This window comes from uncultured Sneathiella sp. (assembly GCF_963973085.1).
Classification (GTDB): Bacteria; Pseudomonadota; Alphaproteobacteria; order Sneathiellales; family Sneathiellaceae; genus Sneathiella.
This window is the reverse complement of the sequence record NZ_CAXAXA010000003.1, coordinates 433990-459015: the sequence shown is the minus strand read 5'-3', so window position 1 is coordinate 459015 and position 25026 is coordinate 433990. Positions and strand designations below refer to the sequence as shown.

24 protein-coding genes and 1 tRNA gene are annotated in these 25026 nt (G+C 51.8%); 12 read left to right on the top strand and 13 right to left on the bottom strand.

What is annotated here, in order from left to right:
- Positions 1–16: 16 nt before the first annotated feature.
- From AACZ19_RS10110 to AACZ19_RS10100, 3 genes are all read right to left on the bottom strand, one after another.
- Complete coding sequence (locus AACZ19_RS10110) at positions 17–3247, bottom strand: hypothetical protein (RefSeq protein WP_339633533.1); 3231 nt, start codon at positions 3245–3247, stop codon at positions 17–19.
- A gap of 110 nt (positions 3248–3357) precedes the next feature.
- Entirely contained in the window at positions 3358–4500 is a 1143-nt protein-coding gene (locus AACZ19_RS10105; protein WP_339633531.1) for a CaiB/BaiF CoA-transferase family protein, read from the bottom strand.
- 75 nt (positions 4501–4575) lie between these two features.
- Positions 4576–5742 (bottom strand): MFS transporter, encoded by a 1167-nt coding sequence (locus AACZ19_RS10100; RefSeq protein WP_339633529.1) that lies wholly within the window; start codon positions 5740–5742, stop codon positions 4576–4578.
- 175 nt (positions 5743–5917) lie between these two features.
- On the opposite strand from AACZ19_RS10100, the gene AACZ19_RS10095 reads away from it, so the two are divergent.
- The 3 genes from AACZ19_RS10095 to AACZ19_RS10085 all read left to right on the top strand — a co-directional run bounded on the left by AACZ19_RS10095 (position 5918) and on the right by AACZ19_RS10085 (position 7888).
- On the top strand, positions 5918–6736 hold the full coding sequence (locus AACZ19_RS10095) for a hypothetical protein (protein ID WP_339633527.1): 819 nt from the start codon (positions 5918–5920) through the stop codon (positions 6734–6736).
- A 25-nt stretch (positions 6737–6761) separates the two neighbouring features.
- Positions 6762–7634 (top strand): mechanosensitive ion channel family protein, encoded by an 873-nt coding sequence (locus tag AACZ19_RS10090; RefSeq protein WP_339633525.1) that lies wholly within the window; start codon positions 6762–6764, stop codon positions 7632–7634.
- A 113-nt stretch (positions 7635–7747) separates the two neighbouring features.
- Positions 7748–7888 (top strand): hypothetical protein, encoded by a 141-nt coding sequence (locus tag AACZ19_RS10085; protein WP_339633524.1) that lies wholly within the window; start codon positions 7748–7750, stop codon positions 7886–7888.
- Positions 7889–7986: 98 nt separating this feature from the next.
- On the opposite strand, the gene AACZ19_RS10080 is transcribed toward AACZ19_RS10085, so the two are convergent.
- Positions 7987–8607, bottom strand: a complete 621-nt coding sequence (locus AACZ19_RS10080) for a hypothetical protein (protein WP_339633522.1) — start codon at positions 8605–8607, stop codon at positions 7987–7989.
- Between the two features lie 447 nt (positions 8608–9054).
- On the opposite strand from AACZ19_RS10080, the gene AACZ19_RS10075 reads away from it, so the two are divergent.
- The gene (locus AACZ19_RS10075; protein ID WP_339633520.1) at positions 9055–9489 is read left to right on the top strand and encodes a hypothetical protein; all 435 of its coding nucleotides are present in this window, start codon (positions 9055–9057) and stop codon (positions 9487–9489) included.
- Positions 9490–9607: 118 nt separating this feature from the next.
- Here AACZ19_RS10075 and AACZ19_RS10070 read toward each other — a convergent pair.
- Together AACZ19_RS10070 and AACZ19_RS10065 are read right to left on the bottom strand one after the other, a co-directional pair.
- Positions 9608–9684 (bottom strand) — tRNA-Val (locus AACZ19_RS10070).
- A 106-nt stretch (positions 9685–9790) separates the two neighbouring features.
- On the bottom strand, positions 9791–10162 hold the full coding sequence (locus tag AACZ19_RS10065; protein ID WP_339633518.1) for a response regulator: 372 nt from the start codon (positions 10160–10162) through the stop codon (positions 9791–9793).
- Positions 10163–10285: 123 nt separating this feature from the next.
- Between AACZ19_RS10065 and AACZ19_RS10060 the strand changes: the two genes are divergently transcribed.
- Genes AACZ19_RS10060 through AACZ19_RS10050 form a run of 3 tightly spaced genes read left to right on the top strand, consistent with a single transcriptional unit; the run spans position 10286 to position 12437 of the window.
- Positions 10286–11161 carry an N-formylglutamate amidohydrolase gene (locus tag AACZ19_RS10060; protein WP_339633516.1) on the top strand — a complete coding sequence of 292 codons (876 nt, stop codon included), beginning with the start codon at positions 10286–10288 and terminating at the stop codon, positions 11159–11161.
- Between the two features lie 8 nt (positions 11162–11169).
- The gene (locus AACZ19_RS10055; protein ID WP_339633514.1) at positions 11170–11685 is read left to right on the top strand and encodes an N-acetyltransferase family protein; all 516 of its coding nucleotides are present in this window, start codon (positions 11170–11172) and stop codon (positions 11683–11685) included.
- A gap of 50 nt (positions 11686–11735) precedes the next feature.
- Complete coding sequence (locus AACZ19_RS10050) at positions 11736–12437, top strand: transglycosylase SLT domain-containing protein (protein WP_339633512.1); 702 nt, start codon at positions 11736–11738, stop codon at positions 12435–12437.
- Positions 12438–12443: 6 nt separating this feature from the next.
- On the opposite strand, the gene AACZ19_RS10045 is transcribed toward AACZ19_RS10050, so the two are convergent.
- Positions 12444–13502 carry a methylated-DNA--[protein]-cysteine S-methyltransferase gene (locus AACZ19_RS10045; protein WP_339633511.1) on the bottom strand — a complete coding sequence of 353 codons (1059 nt, stop codon included), beginning with the start codon at positions 13500–13502 and terminating at the stop codon, positions 12444–12446.
- A 104-nt stretch (positions 13503–13606) separates the two neighbouring features.
- Positions 13607–13873 (bottom strand): hypothetical protein, encoded by a 267-nt coding sequence (locus AACZ19_RS10040; protein ID WP_339633510.1) that lies wholly within the window; start codon positions 13871–13873, stop codon positions 13607–13609.
- Between the two features lie 129 nt (positions 13874–14002).
- Between AACZ19_RS10040 and AACZ19_RS10035 the strand changes: the two genes are divergently transcribed.
- A complete protein-coding gene (locus AACZ19_RS10035; RefSeq protein WP_339633508.1) occupies positions 14003–14863 on the top strand; it encodes a hypothetical protein in 861 nt (286 codons plus the stop codon).
- On the opposite strand, the gene AACZ19_RS10030 is transcribed toward AACZ19_RS10035, so the two are convergent.
- Genes AACZ19_RS10030 through AACZ19_RS10015 form a run of 4 tightly spaced genes read right to left on the bottom strand, consistent with a single transcriptional unit; the run spans position 14849 to position 17570 of the window.
- The gene (locus tag AACZ19_RS10030) at positions 14849–16066 is read right to left on the bottom strand and encodes a CCA tRNA nucleotidyltransferase (protein ID WP_339633505.1); all 1218 of its coding nucleotides are present in this window, start codon (positions 16064–16066) and stop codon (positions 14849–14851) included. The genes AACZ19_RS10035 and AACZ19_RS10030 overlap by 15 nt on opposite strands.
- A 7-nt stretch (positions 16067–16073) precedes the next feature.
- On the bottom strand, positions 16074–16355 hold the full coding sequence (locus tag AACZ19_RS10025) for a DUF6111 family protein (RefSeq protein ID WP_339633503.1): 282 nt from the start codon (positions 16353–16355) through the stop codon (positions 16074–16076).
- Positions 16352–17005, bottom strand: coding sequence for a CoA pyrophosphatase (locus AACZ19_RS10020; RefSeq protein WP_339633501.1), 654 nt, complete (start codon positions 17003–17005; stop codon positions 16352–16354). The genes AACZ19_RS10025 and AACZ19_RS10020 overlap by 4 nt, the downstream gene beginning before the upstream one ends.
- Entirely contained in the window at positions 16986–17570 is a 585-nt protein-coding gene (locus AACZ19_RS10015) for a DUF1285 domain-containing protein (RefSeq protein ID WP_339633499.1), read from the bottom strand. The genes AACZ19_RS10020 and AACZ19_RS10015 overlap by 20 nt, the downstream gene beginning before the upstream one ends.
- Positions 17571–17681: 111 nt before the next feature.
- On the opposite strand from AACZ19_RS10015, the gene AACZ19_RS10010 reads away from it, so the two are divergent.
- Genes AACZ19_RS10010 through AACZ19_RS09995 form a run of 4 tightly spaced genes read left to right on the top strand, consistent with a single transcriptional unit; the run spans position 17682 to position 24444 of the window.
- The gene (locus AACZ19_RS10010; RefSeq protein WP_339633497.1) at positions 17682–18680 is read left to right on the top strand and encodes a MoxR family ATPase; all 999 of its coding nucleotides are present in this window, start codon (positions 17682–17684) and stop codon (positions 18678–18680) included.
- Positions 18681–18683: 3 nt separating this feature from the next.
- Positions 18684–19589, top strand: a complete 906-nt coding sequence (locus AACZ19_RS10005) for a DUF58 domain-containing protein (RefSeq protein ID WP_339633495.1) — start codon at positions 18684–18686, stop codon at positions 19587–19589.
- On the top strand, positions 19589–22357 hold the full coding sequence (locus AACZ19_RS10000) for a DUF4159 domain-containing protein (protein WP_339633492.1): 2769 nt from the start codon (positions 19589–19591) through the stop codon (positions 22355–22357). The genes AACZ19_RS10005 and AACZ19_RS10000 overlap by 1 nt, the downstream gene beginning before the upstream one ends.
- On the top strand, positions 22354–24444 hold the full coding sequence (locus AACZ19_RS09995; protein ID WP_339633490.1) for a hypothetical protein: 2091 nt from the start codon (positions 22354–22356) through the stop codon (positions 24442–24444). The genes AACZ19_RS10000 and AACZ19_RS09995 overlap by 4 nt, the downstream gene beginning before the upstream one ends.
- On the opposite strand, the gene AACZ19_RS09990 is transcribed toward AACZ19_RS09995, so the two are convergent.
- The gene (locus AACZ19_RS09990) at positions 24412–24996 is read right to left on the bottom strand and encodes an N-acetyltransferase (RefSeq protein WP_339633488.1); all 585 of its coding nucleotides are present in this window, start codon (positions 24994–24996) and stop codon (positions 24412–24414) included. The two genes, AACZ19_RS09995 and AACZ19_RS09990, sit on opposite strands and share 33 nt — an antisense overlap.
- Positions 24997–25026 lie beyond the last annotated feature (30 nt).

Below are 25026 nucleotides of genomic sequence, written 5' to 3'. Positions count from 1 at the left end.
TATCTCCTGAGGGATCCTATTCCAGACCATCCAGTGCTTCTTGCAGCAGCAGGTAGACCTTACCGACATCCGCTGTGATAAAGGCATCCGATAACAACTCCGAATGGTCAACAGTACCGGCCTCGGTCATGATCTCGCGGAATTCGGATACATACTGATCGGCAAAGCGGCGGAAATCCCCATCGTCACGGTATCGTGAGCGAATTTTTTCCGCATCACGCGATTTAAGGAGTTTCCGAGTGAAGATGCTCTTTTCGCCCTTGCGGTAGCGCCGCCAGAGTTCTTCAGACAGGCTGCTGTCCATAATACGATTTAAATCGATCGTCAGAGAATTTAGATTTTCCATTATAAAGGACGTTGATTTCATGAACTGTTCATTCCGAATCTTGTCCTTTCTCTGCGATAGCGTCTCCGCCTCCTGCTTCGCCCGTGTCGCCGCTGCGGAGAGACTTGCTGTCTGCTTCTCTATCTTGTTCCCGGAAATAAGAGCATCCTCAGCTGCTTTCTCCGCGGCCCGCATGAAGGCTTCGCTCTCATCCTTCAGAATTCCCGCAGAATGGCTCAACGTTTCCTCAACTTGCTTTACAGACAACGTCAGTCTCTGATGCTGGCTTTCAAACTGCTCACCAAGCAATCGGGCACTGTCATGGGCCTTGGCAGTAAAACGGATCAGATCTTCTGCCTGCCCATGGAACAATTCCGATGCACCCGATCCCGTTTCCTTTACCTGCTTGCTGGCTTCGGAAATTTTCGCTGTAACGCGGTCAAGGTCCTCATGGATATGACGTCGCGCGTCGTCAATTTCCGTTTTATGTTTTGCCAGCGCCTGATCAGCATACTGAATGCCCTTGATCATCAACTCACTGGCGCGGGCAAGTTCAACGGAACGACGATGGAACCTGTCACTTGCCTCTGAAGCCTGATCGACAGACTGATCCAGCATATAGGATCTTTCAGAGAGGGTTTTCTCCACTGTTTCCACCTGCTCCGTCAATTGGCGGGCAATGTCGGCAAGAGCCTGGGTTTCCTGCTGGAGGATTTCCTCCATCGCTTCCGCATGATCTTTTGCGCGGACGGAAATATCCGCCAATTCCTCCATATGCACCTTTGCCGAACCGCTCGCTTCGCTGATGTTAGCGAGAGACGACCGTGTCACATCCGCAAGGCGGCTACCCTGACTTTCCGCCTTCGATGCCGCCATGTTCAACTGCTCGATATGATCAGATGCCTGATCCCCCATGGCACGCAGCTCGGCAGAGGCCCGTTCTGCGGTTTTGGCAAGTTCCGCCGTCTGGGAATGCGCCGCCTCACCTGATTGCCGCGCCTGTAGCGTGGCCCGCTCCGCGGTGGCCATAAAGTCCTGATGGTATCGGATCGTTTCCTCGATTGCCGCAGCCAGTTTGCCTTTTGAATGATCTGCAGAGGTACCGATTTCCTTTTGCTGTTTCGCCAGAGCTTCACTCGCCGAAGCAAGCGTGCGCGAGGCTTTATCAGCACTAACTTCGATATCTGACCCTTCGCGCCGCAGTTCTTCTCCCGCCTCGCGCATCCGGTTCGTGACCGTATCAGACGTAAGCTTGAGATCTTCTGCCTGCTTTTGAAGATTTGTTCCGACTTCCGAAATCCGACTGTTCGTATCTGTGCTCGCATCGGTCAGCAAGATCACATCTTTCTCGAGGCGGGAACTAATCTCCCGTGACATCTCCAGTATCTGCTCAGATGCCTGTTCAAGCACGGAAATCTGGTTTCGAAGCTGCTCCTGAATGAGGGTCGTCCGTGCGCCCGTTGTTTCGGAAGCTTCATTGAGAGACGCCGCGTGACTTGCCAGCTTTTCGCCAAGCTGGTCCGCATTGCGCAGTGATTTCTCGCCAGCGGCATCCAGCAGTTCGCGCCCCTGTCGGAGGCTCTGGTCTATCGCCTGTAAGCTGTTTCCGGTTGTTTTTAGGACTTCATCAAGCGCGACGGTTTCATCTTTCAGCTTCAAGCTGCTAAGAAGCATCTTCTCCGTCATCGCACTCGTTATGACCGCAAGATCTTCTGTATTCTGACGTAGCTGCTCCGCTGAATTACGAGCGCCGGTTTCAGCATCTTTCGCGACCTGCAACAGTCCGCCTTCCCGGCTTTCCAGCTGCTCCAGTGCCTTATCAACCTCAGAAATGCTGGTCATGAGTGTATTGCGCAGGGCATTCAGTCGGGTTACCCCTTCATCACTTGCAATACTCAGATCTGTGGTGCTCTGTAGCAGGATATCGGCGGTTTTGGATAGCTCGCTCGATGAGTTACGGGATATATCGGCAATCTCCTGACCGCGCTCGCCAAGCTTCGCCGTTCCATCATCAAGTTTCTGGCGCAGCTCGTCCGCCGCTTCTTCGAGACCTTTAATCTGGGTATCCAGAGCGTCCCTCGCCTCATTCGTTTTATCAAGAGTGCCGGTCGCCGTAGAAAATATTTTCTCACTCGTATCCGCAAGGATTTTTGCGATATCCTGCGATTTCTCATCCGCAGTGCGAACAGCATTCTCTAAGGCAGATATCTGAGCAGTCAGGGCATTTTGAACAGCCTCACTGCGCATCTCTGTCTCACTCGCCGCATTATTCAGGCTATTTGTTTGCATGGCGACAGCATCATTGAGCCGCCTTCCCTGCTCATTAATTTTCTCAATCAGTGAGCCAATTTCTTGCTCTCGCGCCTCAAGGTCGCTTTTTAACCTGTCTGATGTTTGTAACAAGCCATCCGTCGCTGACTTGGCCCCGTCGCCCTGTTTTTCCAGACGGCCCGTTGCATACTCAATGCGGCCAGCGGCCTTGTCGGTTGCTTCCTGTACCTCTTTTGACTGGCGTTCAAGCGCAGCTGTCAGGCTGGCAACCCTGGCTTCCGCCTGTGGGCTGGGATAACCAAGATTCATCATGAGCTGGTCGAGCGCATTCCCTTTCAGCCGCGCCTCATGACCACGATGAAAATAGCCAAGCAACAGCCAGAGGAACGAGAGGGGGGCAAAAGCGCCAAGCAGCAGAATACCAAGCCCGAAGGGAGCGACCTGCAAAACATCAGGCCAGCCGATTCTTGTATAAACATAGCCGCCAACGGCAAAAAGCCAACCGAAAGTCAACAGAACCCCCACGGCAAAAAGCCAAGCAGAGCCTGATAACCCCTTATTTTTTACCGTTTTCTGCGGCTCAGCAACAGATTTTGGCGCCGGCGAATTCTCTTCGCTGCGTGTTTGCACATTCTGATGTTTTTGCAACATCACCCCTCTCCTACTAAACTATGACTGAAGGGTTCCGTAAAACCTCCGCTACGTCAAGTTTTCTGAACATACAGGTTGCCTCTCAAAGGCAGAAATCCCTGTAAGAACGGTTACTTGATAACTCCCGCAGAGCGCAATTCCTCAATCGACGCCTCATCTATGCCCCAGTCGAGCATAGCTTCCGTCGTGTGCTCGCCAGGTAGGCAGGGTGGACTCTGGATTGATGCCTCCGTACGGCTGAAGCGAGGTGCCGGAGCTGGTTGAACTATTCCGTCGTATTCAACAAAAGTTTGCCGGTGCCTATTATGCGGGTGCTGTGTCGCCTCCATGATGGATAGAACAGGCGCATAGCATACGTCTGTGCCTAACATGATTTCATCCCACTCATCGCGGGTCTTGGACTTGAAAACTTCAGTCAGGCGCGCCCTGATCACAGGCCAGCTTTTCGGTTCGATTTGCGGCGGCAGATCTTCTTTGTCCAGGCCCGTTCGCTCCAGAAGCTCTTGATAGAATTTTTTCTCGATCGATCCGAGGGATATATATTTGCCGTCTGCCGTCTCATAGACATCGTAGTAGTGCGCGCCGGTGTCCAGAATATTGACACCGCGTTCGTCCTTCCAGTTTCCCGCCGCCATCAGACCGAAGAACATAGTCATAAGAGAAGCCGCACCATCGACCATCGCCGTATCGACGACCTGTCCCTTGCCCGATTTCTGCGCCTCAAGGATACCGCAGACAACCCCGAGCGCCAGATAAAGCGCACCGCCGCCAAAATCCCCAACGAGATTGAGCGGCGGGACCGGTGCCTCACCCTTTCGGCCAATAGCGTGAAGAACGCCGGACAGAGCGATATAATTGATGTCATGACCGGCCGCGTTTGCCATGGGCCCATCCTGACCCCAGCCCGTCATCCGCCCGTATACCAGTTTCGGGTTGCGCGCCAACGCTTCTTCCGGTCCCAGACCCATCCGCTCCATCACGCCCGGACGAAAGCCTTCAATCAGGCCATCCGCCTGTTCGATCAGCTTGAGGACAACCTCACGCCCGGCCTCAGACTTGGTATCCACAGATATTGACCGGCGGCTGCGCATCATAAGGCTATTACGAGAGCTTGGCATACTGCCAAGTCCAGGGTCCGTCAGGCGGTCAATACGAACGATATCCGCACCGAGATCAGCAAGTAGCATGGCACACATCGGTCCCGGTCCAATGCCACCCATTTCAACGATTTTATATCCGGCTAACGGTCCCATTTTCTTTTCCTTTTCTTTATTCAGGCCCAAAATATTTTGTACAATCTAAACTGTTCCGGTTTGATCTGTCATCTCTTAATGCAACAACTTGTTTGTCGATAATCGCAAATAAAGGCCTATCAAAAGAGCCCCGACGCACAAGCCCGCCATAACGAAATATGCCCCGCTGGCAAAAGCTTCATAGAGATAACCGGACACAAATAATCCACCCCCCATGATGAGTCCCAGGGAAATTGCCGAATAGAGCCCCTGAGCGCGGGCCGATACTTCCACCGGCAACTTCTCTACGATAAACCGCATCGCGCCAAGATGCGTTGCCGCAAATGTCACGCCATGAAGAGTTTGTATTATGACGAGAACCGGCAACTCTGGAGCAATCCCCATCACAACCCATCTCAGCAAACCGGCACTTCCCCCGAGAACAAGGAGCCGCAATGGCGTAAAAGAACTAAATACGCGTCGCGCAACGGCGAATAGAATAATCTCGACGATAACTCCCTCAGCCCAGAGGAGCCCGATTGTGGTGTCGTCGATACCCTGCTTTTGCCACTGCAGGGTCCCCGATGAATAAAGAATGGCATGGCTGCCTTGAATGAGCCCGGCCATGACCAGAAAAGCCATGAAATTAGAATTCTTCAGAAGCCGTCGGAGGCCTTTCCGCCCTGTTTCAGTTCGTATTATCCGGACTTCGGGCAACATCAGACAACACAGAAAGAGAAAGAGAAATGCCGCCGACAACATCAGCGGGACAAAGTCCGCACTACGCCCCGACAGCAGCTGCCCACCCCAGAAGGCCGCAACAATGAAGGATACCGAGCCCCATAGGCGAATTCTCGGATAATCGATTTTCTGCGTCCGCGAGAGCGTTAAAACGAGATTGTCGCCCAGCGCCGTAAAAGATGAGAAAAATATCCCGATCGAGATGGAGAGGATCAGAATCTGCCAGAATCCGTCTGCGAGGAAATAAAATTGAAACAGGCCAAAACAGATGGCCGACATGATTACCAGGGGCGCACGTCGGCGGCCCGAATAATCCGCGAGCGCCGCAATCATGGGCGTAAAAATAATTTTTGCCCAAATCGGCGCAGAGAGGACAATTCCGATTTCTTCTGCCGTAAGGCCCTTGAAGGACAGCCAGACAGGCCAGAAAGGCAGTTGAAATCCGACGATCAGAAATAACGCGACATAGAACGGGGCGAGTCGTAATGACGTCAGAATATCGTTTGAGAAAACTAGAGGCACGAAAAACGCCTTTCAGCCAAACAGGTTGAGTTTATCTCTAGGTGAGTGGCCCCTTCCTGTAAAGCTGCCTGTAAAGCGACATGGTTTCATCGGGATAAATATTTGCCTATCGTCATAATCTCTGGCTTAATCAGCGGGCTGGAATTTGCGCAATTTCAACGAGGAGAACAGGGAAATGGGCAAAATAATTGGCGGAATAGTTATTGGCCTGATCGTTATTATCGGCATCGCGGTCGGTGTCCTGTATTTCAATCTCGACAAAGTCATTATTGCCGCGGTTGAGGAATATGGTTCTGAGGTCACGAAAACCGACGTTGTGCTGAATGAGGTAGATTTGGACCTGACCAGCGGCAAGGGCGCATTGAAAGGTTTCAGCGTTGGCAACCCCGAAGGTTTCGATGAAGACCACTCCATCCGCTTTGATACCGTCGCCATAGAGATCAATACATCTGAAACAAATGATGAATTGATCCATATCCGCGAAATCCGCGTTGAAAATCCATCCATTGTCTATGAGGTCAATCAGACCACGAATAACCTGGATACAATCCGTAATAATGTCGATGCCTTCATGAAAGAGAGAGGGTTATCCGGTGGCGAAACGGCGCAGGAAGACAGCTCCGAAGAGGGGCCAAAAGTCATTATTGACAATATTTTTATCGAAGGCGGGCAAGTAACCGTCAAGGCAGCGATGCTCGGCAACCAGAAAGTCGAAGGCAGGCTACCCAATATTCAATTGGCGAATATCGGAAAAGATGAAGGGGGTGCCACTCCTGGTGAGGTCGCCGCAGAAATTATTGATGAGCTGACCAGCAAAGCGATGAACGTTGTCACAAACCTAGGTATCGGCAAGAATATCGGCACATTGTTGGATAACGCGGGTAATCTTGTGAATAAAGCCGGCGTGGGCGAGGCAACCAAGGGTGTGACACAAGGCGCGACAGATGCCGTCGATGGCGCCAGCAAGTCTATCAAGAAGCTGTTGGGCGATTAAACTTCAATCTGAGTAACCCGTTATCATGGAAAATGTGAGTGAGAATATCGACACCGTCTCGATCTGGATCGATTTTGCTGTCGATTTTGCGGTGGAATACGGGTTTCAGATTCTGGGCGCCCTGGTATTCCTGGTTTTCGGGCTTCTGGTCGTCAACTGGATCGGCAACCGCCTGATTAACCTAGCACTTGCCCGAAATATTGACGTGACCCTGTCCCAGTTCATGGGAAGCGCCATCAAATTTGTCCTTATCATCCTGCTGATTATCATCACCCTTGGCAATTTCGGTATCAGTATTGCCCCACTTATTGCGTTGGCAGGTGCCGTTACTTTCGGCGCAACCCTTGCACTTCAGGGGCCAATCTCCAATTTCGGTGCCGGTGTTGCCATAATACTGACCCGTCCGTTCGTCGTTGGAAATGTCATTACTGTGCATGGGGTCAGCGGTGTCGTTGACCGGATTACACTGGGTATCACTTTCTTGACGGGCGAGGACGGGGAACAAATCGCGGTTCCCAATAAAGAAATTGTTGGTCAGGTGATTGTCAATTCAATGGAGATGCGCATTGTGGAAAGCAATTTCTGCATTGCCGCCACCGGGGATACGGACCGTGTCATCAAGCTTGTTCAAGAAGCAATCGAGAAAGTGGTCGACGCTGATAGCCCCCATCAGCCCCAAGTGGGTATTCAGGATTTCACATACGGTGGCCTCGTAATTGGCACCCGCGTCTGGGTCCCGGGTCTTAAATACTTTGAAGACAGGTATGTTATCAATGGCGCCATATATGCGGCCCTCAAGGAGAACGATGTTGAACTGATGCAATTTCAGGGCGCAGGTCTTACCTTGCCACCTCTCAACGAAGGAACGGGCCCCACTGCGCCGCCCCCCATATTGTAGGGACAGCCATTTATAAACTTTGGATGCATGGCGAATTTGTAAGTTCAGATAATATTTCTATCTTTAAGGGATAGGAGAAACTACGAGAAGAATAACGTTCAGGAACCGATTGTATGAAATACTTAATAATGCTGGGTATCGTTTTCCTCGCCGCTGGATGTGCGAATTTCTCTATTGATAACCCCAACCCCTACAGCGTTTATAATTACGACTACCCCGATTGTTGCCAGCAGGACAGCCGACAACGTCCGTAGCAAAATCCCATAGAATCTAAATTGATGCAACAGGGGCAGGCGAACGGAATGTCAAACGGCCGACATATTGGATCTGATTGATCGAACAGGTGTCGTTCTTACTCACAGGATCCATCCCAGGGAATTGACACAAAAACGGTTTTTCCATTGGCGCCCGGGAAATCCTGAAACAAGGCATCAAGCACTTCATCGAACACGCCCGCAAGTGTCGGGCAGCGGCCGGCGGACTGCGCACGACCTTCATATACTCGAACGGGACTGTCCGATTGGGCCGTTCCCCCCTCAACGATGTCTATCGCGATATAACGATTATATTCGGACCACGTCTGGGTGTTATAGGTCCGCCCGACTGACCCGTAAAAAGGGGACCTCCCAACACCGACGCCAAGGCCAAAGCCTCCGAACGCGGGAGAGGCGGTTGTAGTAGAGCGCTGCTCAGTCCCGTCCACACCATAGGAGACAAGGGCGATGTAATCCGGATCAGCCAAATCTTCGCGAACATCAAAGCCAACAAAATCAAGCTTTCTGGCAATTTTCGGACGATAGTTCAAGAATTCGAGGCTCGTTTCGTTCGCCGCCGATTCAGCGCGCACCGCGATTGTTTTACCGGCAATACTGCTTAACTCCGGTGTATAAAATGTTGTGACATTTGCGTTTATTTCGGGCTTTGCGCAAGCTGCCAGATATATGCAGGCGAATATTGCAATCAGGACTCTCATCAAGTAGCTCCAACGAATTTGAAGACGGACTAGCCTTCTAATATTGTCCACATGATCCACGCATTCAACATTAGCACCGTTAAAAGCCGAATTTATGTCCGTTTCGCAAAGGCCAGTATTAACCATAGCTGCCAATTATTTTTACTTCTGCGCATATATTCGATATAATTTAGTTATTATTTTCCGGAGCGGATACCGGTCTGTATCAATTTTAGTTATAAGCAATCTTAAAGAAAAATAGCGTCAATTATTTTCGACGCTGACGAGAAAATAACGGGAAGTTCTAAAAGCTGATTGCTAAGTGGCAGTTTTTTCGTGCGAAGAAAAGGCGGAGTAGATATGAACATAGATCTTATTGGTAAGCCTGCATTCCTCTCAGACATAAAGTATGGCGATTTGTTTTATACGCAGATTGGGGGAAGAATTTATCCGTGCATAAAGGCTTTTATGGTTAAAAATGATACCGAAATCATCGACTATGTTGTCTCTTTCATGCCCTCCGAAAGAGATAGGGCCAAACTTCCCAGATTGCTGGAAGAACGGACGCTGACAGTGAAATCCGCCTATCGCGTTTCGACGCCGGTGTTCCGGTCACTCATCGCAGAGAGTTCCATCCTGATGGACAATGAATACTGGCCTTCGCCGGGAATTGTCATCGAAAGCTCGGATGCGACATATCTGACGGTCAAATCCGGCCGAATGTCACATAATCTGATGTACTTAAATATCAGTACAGGCGAGATAATTGCCAACCCGCCGAAAGCACCTTTCGTCTTTGTTCTTGAATGGAAAATCATCCTGCAGCAGGAGGGGCCAGAACAAACTCTGATCCGCTTCCCGCAAACAAGCCCGACTTTATTGAAAAACGCAGTTGCACAATAAATCTGGCTGCTGAGTTCAGCGGGAATTCCACGCCGTTTGCCTCACCAGAAACAATTTACATGGCGTCCAGAGAGAAATATCTGGGCGTCATTGTGTTCATACTTCGCTGGATTGGGAATGGTGGGCGTAACAAGATTCGAACTTGTGACCTCTGCGATGTCAACACAGCGCTCTAACCAACTGAGCTATACGCCCTCACAGTCGCATTAATTTCGACCAAAGTTGGCGACTTATAATCTGCTGCGAAAACCATTGCAAGCCTAATCTAGGCTATATTGGATAAAGAAAAAATGAAGGGGGATCAGGAGATCGCCCGGTCCTCAAGGGCATTTTGCACAGCATCCACAAGAGAATTAAGGTGAAAGGGTTTGGAAAGCACCTTGCTCACCCCGTCTACTGCATCCAGCGCCTCCATTGCGACCGCTGAAAAACCGGTAATAAAGATGACCGGCAAGTCTGGTTCCTGTTTTCGCGCATAGCGGGCCAGCTCAATTCCATTCATTCCCGGCATGACGAGATCAGATATGAGAATATCCACCTCACCGACATTGAGCGCGGGCAAAGCGTCCTCCCCATCACTGAAAGCGAGGACTTCATGACCTGCATTTTCAAGGCTGCGAGCAAGGAAAGGGCGCAGATTATTGTCATCTTCTGCGAGCAAAATACGGGCCATGGTAAAATCTATATAATTGTCATTCAAATACGGGTACGAATTAGACTATACTATTCAAATTCTGCTGGCAAAACGCCAATGGACGAATTTTTAGGACCGGCAAAAAAAGAGAGCTAACCGATCATGGCGGCCTTTACATCCCCTGTAAAGATTAACTGGCCCGAAGTATGGCGTGTTCCGTTTGTTTTTTCGTCCCCCCACAGCGGACGCAACTATCCAGACAGGTTTGTTGAAAGCTCGATGCTGGAGTTCGACCACCTGCGCCAGTCTGAAGACTTCCTTGTTGATGAATTGTTTGCATGCGCTCCGGAGTATGGTGCCCCGATATTAATGGCTGAATTTCCCCGCGCCTACTGTGATGCCAATCGCGAAGCGTTCGAGCTCGACCCGCATATGTATAATACGCCGCTACCGGACTATGTGATGACAGCGAGTCCCCGCCTGGCGAGCGGCATTGGTACTATCCCCCGGGTTGTTGGCGCCGGTCAGGAAATCTATTCCGGCAAACTCGATTTCCAGGAGGCCCATCGGCGCATCAACGAATGCTACTTTCCCTATCACCATGCGCTGCGTCAGCTACTGGAAGAGGGTGTAAAAAAATTTGGTTATGTCTATCTCATAGATTGCCATTCAATGCCCGCTGCGGCACCCACGTCTGACGCGAGCCGGACATCTCTCGGCGTGCAGCGCCCCGATATTATTCTTGGCAATCGCTATGGCACTTCCTGTGGGCCGCAGCTCTTTAATGCAACACTCGCCAGCTTGGAAAGCTACGGATATAATGTCGGGCAAAACACACCTTACGCTGGAGGCTTCATCACGGCTTGCTACGGTAAACCAGACAAGAACGTACATGCCTTGCAGATCGAAATTAATCGGGGCCTCTATATGGACCAGAAAAACCTCACAACAAATGAGGGGTTCAAAAGGCTCCAGCAAGATATTGCCGCCTTTATCCAGGACATGAGCGAAGGTCGCAGCTCATTGTTGACGGCCTGAACACGCCGATGTCATCCGGTGACATAATTGTGCGTCCCTCAATGTCCGATGATATGGACGCTATCACGGACATCTACTCCGTGTGCGTCAGGACCGGCTTTGGAACCTTCGAGATTGAACCACCCGACGTCATGGAAATGACGGCAAGGCGCAACAATGTGCTACAGCAACAACTTCCTTATCTGGTCGCAACGCGTAACGAAAAAGTGGTTGGATATGCGTATGCGGCCCTCTATCGAACCCGTCCGGCCTACGAAAATACTGTCGAGAACTCCGTCTATGTTCGAGAAGATGCGCAAGGTAGCGGTGTCGGTAAAGTGCTTCTCACTGACTTGATTGAGCACTGTCGGCGTGCTGAGAAAAAGCAAATCGTTGCGGTGATTGGTGACTCGGAAAATCGTGGTTCTATCGGACTCCATCGATCCCTTGGCTTCAGGCTTGTCGGCATTCTGGAAGCCGTTGGCTACAAGCATGGGCGCTGGGTTGATACCGTGATCATGCAAAAAAACCTGGCTGACGACTAAACCTCAAAAACTGGCGCGGTTATTGCTTCCTTCTAGGCAGGAGGAAATAAATGCGTATTTTGATCTGGACAATAACCTTTATCCTGATGGCAGTTGGTACGATGCCCGCCAATGCGACCAGCGTCATCGCCAAATCGCCGGAATATGCGGCTGTCTGTACCGAAGCGGTGGCCGCAGCGGAACGAGAACACAGGCTTCCCAAACGCCTTTTGGCGGCAATTTCCCTGACCGAGAGTGGCCATTGGCACAAGGAAAAGAAGGAAATGATTGCCTGGCCCTGGACAGTATATGCCGAGGGTCGCGGCCGATACCTGCCGAACAAAGCCGCCGCGGTCAAAGAAGTAAGAATGCTGAAAGCAAAAGGTGTCACCAATATCGATGTCGGCTGTATGCAAGTTAATCTTTACTATCATCCAGAAGCCTTCGAAGATCTGGAAAGCGCTCTGGACCCAACCCAGAATACGCATTATGCCGCACAACTCCTGAAAAGCCTTCGCGATGAAAGTCGCTCGTGGAACCTTGCCATTGCTCACTATCATTCCCGCAACAGCAAGTTTTATGTTCCCTATCGCCAAAAAGTCATGAAAATCTGGCAAAAGGAAAGACGCAAGGCCACCGATGCCCGGATGAATGCCGCCCGCAAGGCCTATAAGCTGAAACGGGAACAATTGGCCGAGCGGATAAAAGAAGCAAGCCAGCGCCGTTTTACTGAGGAAAACGCTCGCAAATTGACATCGGCGCCAGCGTCCTGACACATGTCATAGCGTCGCTTCCCACTCCCGTAACGCTTCCTTTCGTTCAAGTCCCCATCGATAGCCATGGAGTTTTCCATCCGTGCCGATTACACGGTGGCAGGGAACAATCAATGAAACGGGGTTGGTCGCGCAGGCCCGCCCCACCGCACGCGCAGATTTAGGAGCCCCCAACTCCTCCGCCAGTTCACGATAGGTTTTCGTTTTACCGGGTCCAATATCAAGCAGTGCTTGCCAGACACGTCGCTGAAAGGCGGTTCCATACATATCTAGCGGAATTCCCGGAAGTGCCTCAGAACTTTTCTGAAGAAAATCCACAATTGACTTCGACCAATCCGCCAGGCGTCCAACATCAGCCGCAATTTCCGCATGAGGAAATTCGCGCATCAACTCATCCAGTAACGCCTGCTGGTTATCACCAAAATAAACAGCGCAGACACCGTTACGCGTGCCCGCCACTAGCATCAGACCGAGAAAGCAATCCGCAAAGGCATAGGCAATTTCCGCCCCTGCGCCTCCCTTGGCATAGGATGCCGGCGTCATGCCGAGCCGAGCATGGGATTTCTCGTAGAGCCGTGATGCCGAACCGAAGCCCGCCCCATAAGCCGCAGCGGCGATGCTGTCTCCTGCCTTTACGTTCTTCTTGAAGAGCTGTGTCCGTCGGTTGTCGTAATAGTCGATTGGTGAAACCCCGAGAATCTTCTTGAAGCTGCGGGAAAGATGATCCTCACTATACCCGGTTTCTTCCGCCAACCAACCCAATGTGACCCTGGAACCTTGCTCGGCAATAATATGCCGCTCAATCAATTGGCAAACCTGGCGGACAAGAGACAGCCCCGGATCAGCGATTTTCACAAGATCTGGCCGACAGCGGCGACAGGCACGAAAGCCCTCTGTTTCCGCGATTTCCGGCAATTCAAAAATTTGGATATTTTCCGGTTTTGGATTTCGCGCCGGACACGACGGACGACAATAAATGCCTGTCGTTGTCACACCATAAACAAACTTGCCGTCCTGGTCTCTATCCCGGGATAAGATCGCCTGCAGCTTTGCTTCTTCTATCATTTTAAAACTCCATCTCATTCGTCATTAAGATGAAAATAGGAGAATCAGACACTGCCAACTATCCGCTTTCCGTGATGAATACTGGCTTCATTGCCCCAACCAGTTCAAGTCGAGGTTTCTTCAAGCTTCGGAGCCTTCTTTTCTTCCTCCATATCCGGATTCTTGCGGCGGATAATAATATCGCCATTTTCATTCATTACCGGCGCTTCATATTGCGGTATGGAGGCAATAAAGGCGCCAAGCGCATCCATTAACCTGGTAATCCCCTCTACGGCCAGATTTCCCGGATCATCCTCCTTGTTATCCGCCAGAGCTGGCTGGGCAAAGGAGACAAGAACTATTACCGCGGATGCCAGCAAGACATGTTTCATCGCATATTCCTTTTGCGGTTGAGTATAATCTGCGTCCTCTTAATGTAGTCAATTACGCGACAAAATCACTTGTTTATCATAACATAATTTTCCTTATCATTACGGCGGCCTTTGCCGCAGAGAAAGACAATGTTTGATCTTGTGATCATGGTGGACTGGTCAGCGGCGGCCTCTGCCGGCCCAGCCAAACCTTCGCCGGACCGATGCTGGCTAGCATGGGCTGCCGGCGGTTTTCGATCGGATGCGGAATATTTTCGAACCCGCCGCGACTGCATGAAGCGCATTCGTGACCTGCTTGTCAGTCACGACACTTCCGCCTGTGTCGGATTCGATTTCCCTTTTGGCTATCCGGCGGGAAGCGGTCTGGGCGGCGGAAGAACCGCAGCCGCGCGAATTGCAAAAACTTTACAGTCGGATAAGCAAGACAGAAACAATCGTTTTGACGTTGCGGCAAGGCTGAATGCAGAAATTTCTTCATCGCCGGGCCCTTTCTGGGGATGTCCGGCTGCGTCGGCATCGCCTCAACTCACCATCAAAAAGCCTGTTTTCTCCCATGATAACTTCCATGAATGGCGCATCGTCGAAAAGTATCTTCGTGAAAAAAAGAAACAAACAACAATTTCATCTGTCTGGAAACTTTATACAACCGGATCCGTCGGTAGCCAGTCCCTCACCGGCCTTAAAGAACTTAGCGACTTTGCTCAAATTCCGGAAACTGCTCATCGCGTCAAATTCTGGCCGTTTGAAACAAACTGGGAAGCAGACATTAATGGCATTGTCCTGACGGAAATCTGGCCGAGCCTGAACAATCATGGGTGTTATGATCATCCGATCAAAGATGCAAGGCAAGTTCTGGCCGCTCGTGATTGGTTACTTGAAAAAATCGCAGACGGAACAGCGCAAGAAGCGTTTTCCCGACCTGCCTGGCTTTCCACCGAAGACGAAAAGAAATGCCGGATGGAAGAAGGATGGATTTTAGGCGTCCGGTAAAAATTCACGAATGAGCGCTGCTTTGGAGAGTTTAAAGCCGGAAGCGATCCAGCGTGCTTCCATTTGTTTCAGGAGGCGCCCGAGGGCCTCACCTTCTGCCATGCCATGGGCCAGCAAATCTCCGCCGTTGACCGGAAAAACAGGAGCCGTCCAACGCGCTGCATCTTCAAGGTAAGGTGTAAGATCATACTGAGAGCCCTCATCCACCCAACGCATCAAAGTCTGATCGACGAAACCGAGTGGCCCAAGCTGGTATAATGCGATATTGCGATCTTGCGGTGACATATTTTCCGTGACCTGACCGGCACACATCACAGAAATTCGCTCTTTCTGTTTGTTTGAGAAACGGAGCTTGTCAACCATAGAATGAAGCGATTTCTGATTCCCCTTATGCAGAACAGCAAACCGCTGCACTGCATCACTTTCAATGTTGAGGGAAAGTAACCGTTTTAGCTTCTGAAGGTCCACAGGGCCGACGAGCGCCTCAAGAACTCCGGTTTCACTCATCAGAACCAGCGCCGGATAGGGGTCCTCCGCCGCGAGCAGAAGCATCAACTCTTTCTGGACTCTCTCCACTGAGAGATTGCCAAGTTCACTGGCAGAATTCGCACAGGCTTGCAACGCGTCTTTATCCGGGTTATCTGCGCCAAAGCCCGCATAAAAACGAAAGTACCGCAACACGCGCAAGCGATCTTCGCGAATTCGTGCCCTTGCGTTCCCGATAAAGCGAACGTAGCCCGCTTTTAAATCTGCAAGCCCGCCGACAGGATCAACAAGATGTCCCGCCGGATCGAGATAAAGGGCATTAAATGTAAAATCACGACGCTCCGCATCCTGTTGCCAATCAAGAGTAAAGGCCACATCAGCATGGCGCCCGTGTCCCTTGGTATCAACGCGGAGCGTCGTTATTTCAAAATGCTTTTTTCCCATGACCGCTGTCACAGTGCCATGTTCAATTCCTGTGGGAATCGCGGTGATATTCGCCTTTTCAAGTTGCTTCAACACCTTATCCGGCAACAGGTCTGTCGCAATATCAATATCCTCCGTCACGATATCGAGCAGGGAATCACGAACACAACCCCCAACAAACCTTACACTGCCGCCATCACTAGTTAGCGCCTCAATGATGGCTTCGGTTTCGGGCCAGCGGCGCCAGCGCGGTGGATGTTGATGAATATCGACAAGGTGCCTTGATATCGGCATTAAGCCGTCAGTCCTTGTTGTCTGCAGGCAGAATTTGCGAATCTATGATACGCCCATCTTCAAACCGGGGTGGAACATAGATTGTGCCTTCACTCGATTCCCCGCTTACCAGCCCAAGCGTGATCAGACTAATCGCCATTAAAAGAAGGCCGGAAATGGTGGCAATCGCAAGGGAGGTTTTCCCCCAGCTTTTATCGCCTCCTGCCCGCGCATTGAAATACAGGTATACGCCATAAACAACGAAGGGAAGAATGAGAGGAATTATATGAAAGAGTATCGCCCTGATCATTTTAATATTACCCGTTCTGACAAATCCTTGATCATCCCTGCCGTTGCACCCCAGATATAATAGTCTCCAAACGGGATTGCATACCAGAATCTTTCAACACCATTATGAAAGCCGCTATGTTTTTCCCGATTTTGCTGGTCCATCAAGAAATCAAGCGGAACCTCGAATATCTCTGAGACCTCTCCCGCTTCGGGGCGCAGTTGAAAGGAAGGCTGCACCAACCCGACAACCGGAGTTACGGAATATCGCGTCACGGTGATATAGGTTGTCAGGGATCCGACCACCTCTACCAGATTTGGATCCAAAGAGATTTCTTCCTGCGACTCTCGCAAGGCCGTCGTAACGGCATTTTCATCTTCCGCATCCGCCCGCCCGCCCGGAAAGCTGATCTGGCCGGCATGCTTGGTCAGATGAGTGGCGCGACGGGTAAGAATAACCGTGGGTCCCGTGTCATGTAAAACGATCGGCACCAGAACTGCGGCGGGGATAAACGGCAGCTCCCGTGACGGCGCGCTTGCGGGGTTGAGGTCATGATCGCCCCGCACCTTCCCGTCCAGACTTAGCGCTGGCGATAATTCTGTTGGCACAGGCCCCAGCACTGTGCGCAACTTCCTTATTAGACCCTGCTCTTCACTTACCAAAGATGTCATTCACCAATCCGAGTTCGAAAAACTGTCCGCTGCTCCAAAATCCGAAACGGGCTTTCCCGTCTATCATCTCTTCGCCAGCCAGATTGACAAGATCATAGAACACCGGACGATTAATCAACGCATCAAGATTTGTCCGAACACGAACATAGGGGGACGGCTCCTTCGTTTCGGGATCAATTTCGAGGCGAAAGGGGTGATCTTCATCCATGATCACGAAATCGTCAACATTCGTTCGAAAGCTGATTATCCGATCGCGCCCTTCCCCTTCGACAAACATTTCAACAGCAACAAACGGGACATCGTCAACGGTGATACCAATCTTTTCCACCGGTGTAACTAGATAATATTTGTCATCATCATCCAGCCGGATAACCCCGGAAAACAGCTTTACAAGCGGCTTTCGGCCGATCGGGGAGCCCAAATAGAACCATGTTCCATCTCGCGCAATCCGCATGTCCAAGTCGCCGCAGAAGTCGGGATTCCACAAATGAACGGGCGGGTGTTTCTGCCCATCAATCTGCTTGATGATAGCGCTTAGTCCGTCTTTTGTATCTGCTGTTGTCATAATTTTTGGCCTTAAACCCTCATAATTTGATACTATATCTAGGTTAGTCGTCGCTGGCTGCCAAGTCGCCAGTCTAGCTTAACCATTTTTCGCTGAGGATGACAGGCTCGCATGAATACCACTCGCATTACGGAACAGCAAATCCTTGCAAAAGTCGATGACCTGTCTGGAAAACTTTCCGCTCTGAAATCTGGCATTGGTGAATTTATTTTCGGTCAGGATCAGGTTGTCGAATTGACTTTAATCACGCTGCTGGCCCGCGGTCACGCATTATTAATCGGGGTGCCGGGGCTTGCAAAAACACGCCTGGTGGAAACACTCGGAGGTGTTCTTGGGCTGGATGACAAACGTGTTCAGTTCACGCCCGATTTGATGCCCGCCGATATCCTCGGGTCTGAGATTCTGGAAACAGCGGAAGACGGCAGTCGACACTTCAAGTTCCTGAAAGGCCCGGTTTTTGGCCAGATCCTTATGGCCGACGAGATAAACCGTGCGAGCCCGAGAACGCAGTCGGCCCTTCTGCAGGCCATGCAGGAGGAGATGGTTACGGTCGCCGGGCAAACCTACCCATTACCGACACCCTTTCATGTTTTGGCGACCCAGAACCCTATCGAGCAGGAAGGTACATATCCGCTACCAGAGGCGCAGCTAGACCGCTTCCTGATGCAGATCAATGTCGGATATCCTGACCGGGCGACTGAGCGGCGTATCCTGCTCGAAACCACAGTAAATGATGAAGCGCGCCCAACACAGGTCCTGTCACCGCAGGAACTAATGGAGGCGCAACATTTGGTTCGCGAAATGCCGGTCAGCGATGCTGTCATTGACGCCATCCTAAAGCTGGTGCGGGAAGGCCGACCCGGCGAGAGTGAAAACGACCTGGTGAACAAGTATGTTTCCTGGGGTCCGGGGCCCCGCGCGAGCCAGGCCCTCATCCTTGCGGTGCGGGCACGTGCGTTGCTCGAAAAAAGATTGAGCCCCTCAATTGACGATGTCGTTGCCCTGGCGAAACCGATCCTGCGTCATCGCATGGCGCTATCATATGCTGCGCGCGCCGAAAATATCACGATGGAGAATATTATCGATTCACTTACCGCCCCGTTGGAGTAATGGATGTTCAAACCGCGCCCTGTAGAAGCCCGAACACCGGACGAAAGGGATAGCGCTGAGAGCCTTGCGCAAACTCTTCCACCCTTGGTGTTAGCCGCAGAGCATCTGGTAAATGCATTTGATATGGGCGTCCATGGCCGCCGCCGCGCCGGAACCGGTGAAGATTTCTGGCAATTCAAGCGCTATGGCCCGGACGATTCGACAACCAGCATTGACTGGCGCCAAAGCGCCAAACGAGAACATGTTTATATTCGCCAGAAGGAACAGGAAACGGCTGAAACAGTCTGGATCTGGCGTGACGAGGCCCGGACCATGGCTTACGGATCAGAGACGAACGGACCGTCGAAACTTTCCCGAGCGACGGTTTTGAGCCTCGCGCTCGCCCTGTCTCTTTCAAAAAGTGGGGAAAAGTTTGGCCTGCTCGGGCAAGAGGAAAAAGCGTCTACCGGGCCTGCTTCATTTAACAGGCTTGTTGATCGCATTGTCAAAATGCAAACTCCGTCTCTTCGCGAACTTACATCCGCGAACCGTCTCTCCAATAAGTCCACAATCGTGCTTATCAGTGATTTTTTACACGAATTACCGGAAATCACGGAAACAGTCCGTCACTTCGTTAATCTTGGCTGCAATGGTTACTTGCTTCATATCGCCGATCCTGCGGAAGTTGATCTGCCATTTCAGGGCCGCACCCGATTTCTCTCGATGGCCGCAGAAGACAGTCTCACCCTTGGACGCGTAGAGGCTGTGCGCGAGGAATATCAGTCGTTATTTGAGGCACATCGCGCAGCGATTATGTCTCTGACGGAGAATGTTTCATGGGACTATGACTTTCACCGCACGGATGAGGCCGCAAGCAATGCCTTTGCCCGATTATATGAAGCCCTTAACATTAGAGGGGCCACCAAGTAATGTTGGCACTTTCCTCCCTCTCCTTTCTGTATCCATGGGTCCTCACAGCCCTGATTGCACTGCCGCTTATCTGGTGGTTGCTGCGAATCGTCCCGCCGCAGCCAAAGTCCGTTACCTTCCCGGCAATCCAGTTTCTCTATAATCTGAAAAAGGACGAGCAGTCATCGGCAACAACCCCTTGGTGGCTTCTGCTGCTGCGACTTCTAATTGCGGCGCTGATCATCATTGCAATTGCCAGCCCCGTTATCAATCTGCCTGAACAGCGAAATAGTTCTGGCGATGTTGTTATGATTGTTGATGACGGCTGGACTGCCGCCGAATCATGGGAAGGCCTGAAAACTACTTTTAGCAAGCTGGTAACCGAGGCCAATCGGCAGGAGCGGCAAATCTATGTTGTAACCACCTCGGCTCTGGCGACCGGCGTACTCCCCGATCTTCAGCCGCTTGCAGATAGAGAAGCACTTGGCATCGCGACATCCATTGAACCAAAATCATGGCCATCAAGTTATGATGATCTTTCGCAACTGATGCCACGTCTGGAGACTCTCGATAACCCGGAATTCATCTGGCTTTCCAGCAGCGTTCTGCCAGAAGATGAAATTTCAGGACTGGTTGAATTTTTCCAAACCATTCGCGCGCTGGGGCCGCTGACGATTTTCCATTCTGAAGAGCTGATCGTCTCGCCGGTTATCGGAACACCGGAAATTGCGGGTGAGATATTGAGTATACCGCTTAGCTTGCCAACTGGCGCAACGGGTACGAGCGGAGTACTGACGGCGCGGAACGGATCGGGGCAGATTGTCGCCTCGGCACCCTTCGTATTCGAGGCAGGCGAGGATAGTACAACCGTCGCCCTTAATGTTCCCAACAAGGTTCGAAATAATATCCGTCGCCTTGAAATAGCCAATAGCCGGAATACGGGCGCGCTTTTCCTGCTTGATCAACGATGGCAGCGACGGCAGGTGGGGCTGATCAGCAGCGATTCTACCCAGCTTGATCAGCCCCTCCTGAACGAGACACATTATCTTGTTCAAGCTCTGGAGCCCTTTTTTGACATTGCAGAAGGCACAGTTGAGGAGCTTCTGGAAGGCGAACATTCTCTCATCGCGCTTGGTGATACGGCAAACTTACCGGAAGGGGTTGAACGGTCACTTGCTGACTGGGCGGCAAAGGGTGGAGTCCTCGTTCGCTTTGCCGGCCCGAAACTTGCGAACTCTACCAGCACCCTAGTCCCGGTTGATCTTCGTTCCGGCAATCGCAGCTTGCAGGGGGCCATGTCATGGAATCAACCCGCGCCGCTTGGTCCGATTCCACAAGACAGCCCGTTCGCCAGCCTTGATATCCCTGACGAAATCACCGTAACAACGCAAGTACTGGCGAACCCATCGCCTGGCCTTCTCGACAAGACATGGGCCCAACTGGAAGACGGCACGCCCCTGGTAACTGCGGCAAGGGAAGGAGCGGGCTGGCTGGTCTTGTTCCACACGACCGCGACACCGGAATGGTCAAATCTGGCTCTCTCCGGGCTGTTTGTTGAGATGCTTCGCGAAATTGGAAATCTCGGGCAGTTCACTGGCCAGAATCTATCGGATCAGCGGAGTTTGCCCCCGTTCCAGATGCTGGACGGATTTGGCCAACTAGGCACCGAAACAGGAGCAGCGGAACCTCTTGATATGTCAGAAATGACAGGGGCATCGTTAAACGCAAGCCATCCCCCCGGCTATTATGGGGATGAGAATTTCAGCATTGCCCTAAATATCGGCCAGTTCGATACAGTTTACTCGGTTATGGATGCCAGCGAGTTTCCGGCAACCGTCCAGTATTTTGACAAGTCCGTGGTGATTGAGCTCGTTATGGCCCTGTTAGTCGCGGCATTACTGCTGGTATTGATCGATCAAATCATTTCACTCCATTTGCAAGGAAGGCTTCCCGCCTTTCGAACAACCGGCAAGGTCTCAGCCATACTCCTTTCTGTCGGCCTCGGTCTTGCCATCTTCCCAATCAATAGCGAAGCTCAGGATGCCGATCTGAGCGGAGATGCCAAGGCATTGGCGGCCACGCTTGACACACGTCTTGGCTACATTCGCACGAATGATCAGACAATCGACGTAATGAGCCGGGCCGGTCTTGTCGGATTAAGCCGGCAACTTCGGAACCGGACTGCAGTGGAGGCAAAGGATCCGATTGCCATAAATATTGAACAGGATGACCTGATTTTCTATCCCCTGATCTACTGGCCGATCACACCTGACTTTCCGACTTTGTCAGAGCAGGCCATCCTCAAGCTCAATGACTATTTCAACGGCGGCGGAACAATCCTGTTCGACACACGCAACCAGAACAGCGTCAGCAGTTACGGCATGGATCTTTATAATAGTCCGGAAAATATCCGACTTCGCCAACTAACGGCACGGCTGGACATACCGCGGGTGCATCAGGTGCCGCCGGATCATGTTGTCACCCGCGCGTTTTACCTAATGCAGGCCTTTCCGGGTCGTTATGACGGCGGCGAAGTGTGGATTGAGGACACCAGCGGAAATCAGGGAAACGACGGGGTCGCATCCGTTGTGATCGGCAGCAACGACTGGGCTGCCGCTTGGGCAATCGATGAGGACGGCCGATATCAGGCCGCAGCACTCCCGGGGAACGAACGTCAAAGGGAACTGGCCTACCGCTTCGGCATAAACCTTGTGATGTATACCCTGACGGGGAATTACAAAGCGGATCAGGTCCATGTTCCTGCCATTTTGGAAAGATTGGGACAATGACGGAAGAAAACTTCGTTTCCGCGCTCGATTTTCATCCCTACATGCCGTTGGGTTGGCTGATCGCACTGGCGATTATTTCCGCTATCATTATCCTTTTCGCATTTTGGCGGCGAGGACGGGGAGCATTCCTGCGGACTGCCTTGCTTTCCCTGCTATTGTTGATGATCGCCAATCCAGTTTTATTGACCGAAAAGCGGAGTTTTCTGGACGATGTTGTGCTCATTGTTCTGGATGAAACCAACAGCCAAAAAATCGGCACCCGCAACGAGACGTCCAATTCTGCCTTTGAAGAACTTAAATCCAGACTTGAAGCCACTCCCAACCTCCAGGTTGAGACCGTTACAGTAAAGAACGAGGCGAGCTCCCTGCAGGGAGAGGAAGACGGTACCCATGCGTTTGCCGCCCGCGAAGAGGCGTTGAAAAATCTTCCGCCAGAACGGATTGCAGCGACCATTTTCATTACGGACGGACAGATACATGACGTACCCGCAGAGGACAGCATCCGAAAAAGCGAGGGGCCGGTTCATTTCCTCCTGTCCGGAAGTCCAAATGAGAAAGACCGTGTACTCCGCATTGTGAAAGCCCCCGCCTTTGGTATTGTGGATCAGCCGTTGCAGCTGACGCTCAAGGTGGAGGATTTTGGACTGGATGAACCAATTCAAGCCGCGCGTGTCTCCGTCAAACTGGATGGTGATCCCCTCGCATCGGAACTCGCAACGATCGGCTCAGAGCTTTCCATAGAACTCACGCTTACCCATGCCGGCGCCAATTTCGTCGAGATCACTGTTGATCCAATGGAAGGAGAGCTCACGGAAAAGAACAACAGCGCCTATATTACCGTCAATGGTATTCGCGACAGGCTTCAAGTGCTGCTGGTTTCTGGCGAACCGCATATGGGGGAACGGGGGTGGCGCAATATCCTGAAGTCGGATCCATCTGTTGATTTGGTTCACTTTACAATTTTACGACCGCCGGAAAAACAGGATGGAACCCCGATAACAGAGTTGTCCCTGATTCCCTTTCCGATCCGCGACCTGTTCGAAAAAAAGTTAAATGATTTTGACCTGATTATCTTCGACCGATACCGTCGGCGCGGTGTCCTGCCGTCCAGCTACCTTCAGAATATCTCCCGCTATGTACAACAGGGCGGCGCCCTTCTTGAGGCGGCAGGCCCCGCCTTCGCCACACCGCTCAGTCTTTATCAGACCCCGTTGTCGGAAGTGCTGCCCGGTCGCCCAACGGGTTACGTTTTTAATGAAGGTTATGTACCGGCCGTGAGTGACATCGGTAAACGGCATCCTGTGACTGGCCTGTTAAAGGCTAAGGCGACAGCCGACGAAAGCTGGGGGCGCTGGTTTCGCATGATCGAGGCGGAGGCTCTTGGCGGAAATACCTTGATGACCGGACCGTCACAACAACCCTTGCTTATTCTGGAACGCAGCGGCGAAGGCCGCGTTGCCCAGCTCCTGTCCGATCATGCATGGCTCTGGGGACGTGGCTATGAAGGCGGCGGACCGCAATCGGAATTGCTGCGGCGCATATCTCACTGGCTGATGAAGGAGCCGGAACTGGAAGAAGAACAGCTGAAAGCTATCGTATCCGGTGACATGCTGAGAATTCAACGGCGCTCTCTCGAAACCGCGACAGCCCAGGTGACAGTGACCGATCCGGACGGGAAAGTCACACAAACGGATCTCTCTGAAGGTGAAAACGGCGTTCAAACCGGGTCGGTGCCACTGCAAACAAGCGGCCTGCATGTCCTCGATGACGGCGCCCGGAAATCACTGGTGGCGGTCGGAGCTCTCAACCCGAAAGAATTGCATGAAATCAGGGCAAGTACAGAGAAGGTTATGGGCGCGGCAAAGGCAACGGACGGCGGAATTCGGTGGCTGGCGACGGATGGATTGCCTGATTTCCGCCGCACAAGACCGGACAACCGTCAGTCCGCCGATTATTGGTTTGGTCTTCGTGCAAACGAAAATTATGAAGTTACCGGCTACAATCGGCAAGCAATGCTGCCTCCTCTGGTCGCACTGCTTCTTGCGCTGACATTTCTATGCGTCGGCTGGTGGCGAGAAGGCCGCTAGTTGTCCTGTCAATCGCTCTGTTTCAGCTTCCGTCGCAACACGACCGGGCGGTAATGACGTGAGCGGCGCTCCGGCAAGCATTCCCGAAACGTCTTTCAAAGCCCCTTGGACACATTCCTTCACCAGAAACCGACGCTCTTCTACCGGTCCCGGCAACAGAAAACCACGTCTGGCTGCATTTTCGAAGCCAAACTGGCCGTAATATTCCGGATCACCAACAAGTACAATAAGACGATGCCCGAGGTCCTGTGCAACTTGCAATGTTTCACGAATAAGCCCAACGCCAATCCCCTTCCCCTGTAGCCGAGGCGATACCGCGATCGGCCCAAGAAGCAAGGCTGGCGTCTTGCCGCCAATGGTGATTGGCCAATACCGTATTGTTGCGAGAAGGCGCTCCCCATCGACAGCGACATAACTTAATTCCGGTTGTGGCGCTATATTCTCACGAACTTTATACGCGGTCTTTTTAAACCGGTCCGGGCCAAAGCATTCATCAAGCAGCGGCTCAATCAGCGCAGCGTCACCGGGGCGTTCTTGAATAAATTGGGGCATGACGGGGTTCCATTTAAATGTCGGGTTGGA

What these genes read in the sequence shown, in the direction of transcription:
- AACZ19_RS10110 (WP_339633533.1), bottom strand. Translation starts at nt 3,247, where the DNA reads ATGTTGCAAAAACATCAGAATGTGCAAACACGCAGCGAAGAGAATTCG.
- AACZ19_RS10105 (WP_339633531.1), bottom strand. Translation starts at nt 4,500, where the DNA reads ATGGGACCGTTAGCCGGATATAAAATCGTTGAAATGGGTGGCATTGGA.
- AACZ19_RS10095 (WP_339633527.1), top strand. Translation starts at nt 5,918, where the DNA reads ATGGGCAAAATAATTGGCGGAATAGTTATTGGCCTGATCGTTATTATC.
- AACZ19_RS10090 (WP_339633525.1), top strand. Translation starts at nt 6,762, where the DNA reads ATGGAAAATGTGAGTGAGAATATCGACACCGTCTCGATCTGGATCGAT.
- AACZ19_RS10085 (WP_339633524.1), top strand. Translation starts at nt 7,748, where the DNA reads ATGAAATACTTAATAATGCTGGGTATCGTTTTCCTCGCCGCTGGATGT.
- AACZ19_RS10080 (WP_339633522.1), bottom strand. Translation starts at nt 8,607, where the DNA reads ATGAGAGTCCTGATTGCAATATTCGCCTGCATATATCTGGCAGCTTGC.
- AACZ19_RS10075 (WP_339633520.1), top strand. Translation starts at nt 9,055, where the DNA reads ATGGTTAAAAATGATACCGAAATCATCGACTATGTTGTCTCTTTCATG.
- AACZ19_RS10065 (WP_339633518.1), bottom strand. Translation starts at nt 10,162, where the DNA reads ATGGCCCGTATTTTGCTCGCAGAAGATGACAATAATCTGCGCCCTTTC.
- AACZ19_RS10060 (WP_339633516.1), top strand. Translation starts at nt 10,286, where the DNA reads ATGGCGGCCTTTACATCCCCTGTAAAGATTAACTGGCCCGAAGTATGG.
- AACZ19_RS10055 (WP_339633514.1), top strand. Translation starts at nt 11,170, where the DNA reads ATGTCATCCGGTGACATAATTGTGCGTCCCTCAATGTCCGATGATATG.
- AACZ19_RS10050 (WP_339633512.1), top strand. Translation starts at nt 11,736, where the DNA reads ATGCGTATTTTGATCTGGACAATAACCTTTATCCTGATGGCAGTTGGT.
- AACZ19_RS10045 (WP_339633511.1), bottom strand. Translation starts at nt 13,502, where the DNA reads ATGATAGAAGAAGCAAAGCTGCAGGCGATCTTATCCCGGGATAGAGAC.
- AACZ19_RS10040 (WP_339633510.1), bottom strand. Translation starts at nt 13,873, where the DNA reads ATGAAACATGTCTTGCTGGCATCCGCGGTAATAGTTCTTGTCTCCTTT.
- AACZ19_RS10035 (WP_339633508.1), top strand. Translation starts at nt 14,003, where the DNA reads ATGTTTGATCTTGTGATCATGGTGGACTGGTCAGCGGCGGCCTCTGCC.
- AACZ19_RS10030 (WP_339633505.1), bottom strand. Translation starts at nt 16,066, where the DNA reads ATGCCGATATCAAGGCACCTTGTCGATATTCATCAACATCCACCGCGC.
- AACZ19_RS10025 (WP_339633503.1), bottom strand. Translation starts at nt 16,355, where the DNA reads ATGATCAGGGCGATACTCTTTCATATAATTCCTCTCATTCTTCCCTTC.
- AACZ19_RS10020 (WP_339633501.1), bottom strand. Translation starts at nt 17,005, where the DNA reads ATGACATCTTTGGTAAGTGAAGAGCAGGGTCTAATAAGGAAGTTGCGC.
- AACZ19_RS10015 (WP_339633499.1), bottom strand. Translation starts at nt 17,570, where the DNA reads ATGACAACAGCAGATACAAAAGACGGACTAAGCGCTATCATCAAGCAG.
- AACZ19_RS10010 (WP_339633497.1), top strand. Translation starts at nt 17,682, where the DNA reads ATGAATACCACTCGCATTACGGAACAGCAAATCCTTGCAAAAGTCGAT.
- AACZ19_RS10005 (WP_339633495.1), top strand. Translation starts at nt 18,684, where the DNA reads ATGTTCAAACCGCGCCCTGTAGAAGCCCGAACACCGGACGAAAGGGAT.
- AACZ19_RS10000 (WP_339633492.1), top strand. Translation starts at nt 19,589, where the DNA reads ATGTTGGCACTTTCCTCCCTCTCCTTTCTGTATCCATGGGTCCTCACA.
- AACZ19_RS09995 (WP_339633490.1), top strand. Translation starts at nt 22,354, where the DNA reads ATGACGGAAGAAAACTTCGTTTCCGCGCTCGATTTTCATCCCTACATG.
- AACZ19_RS09990 (WP_339633488.1), bottom strand. Translation starts at nt 24,996, where the DNA reads ATGCCCCAATTTATTCAAGAACGCCCCGGTGACGCTGCGCTGATTGAG.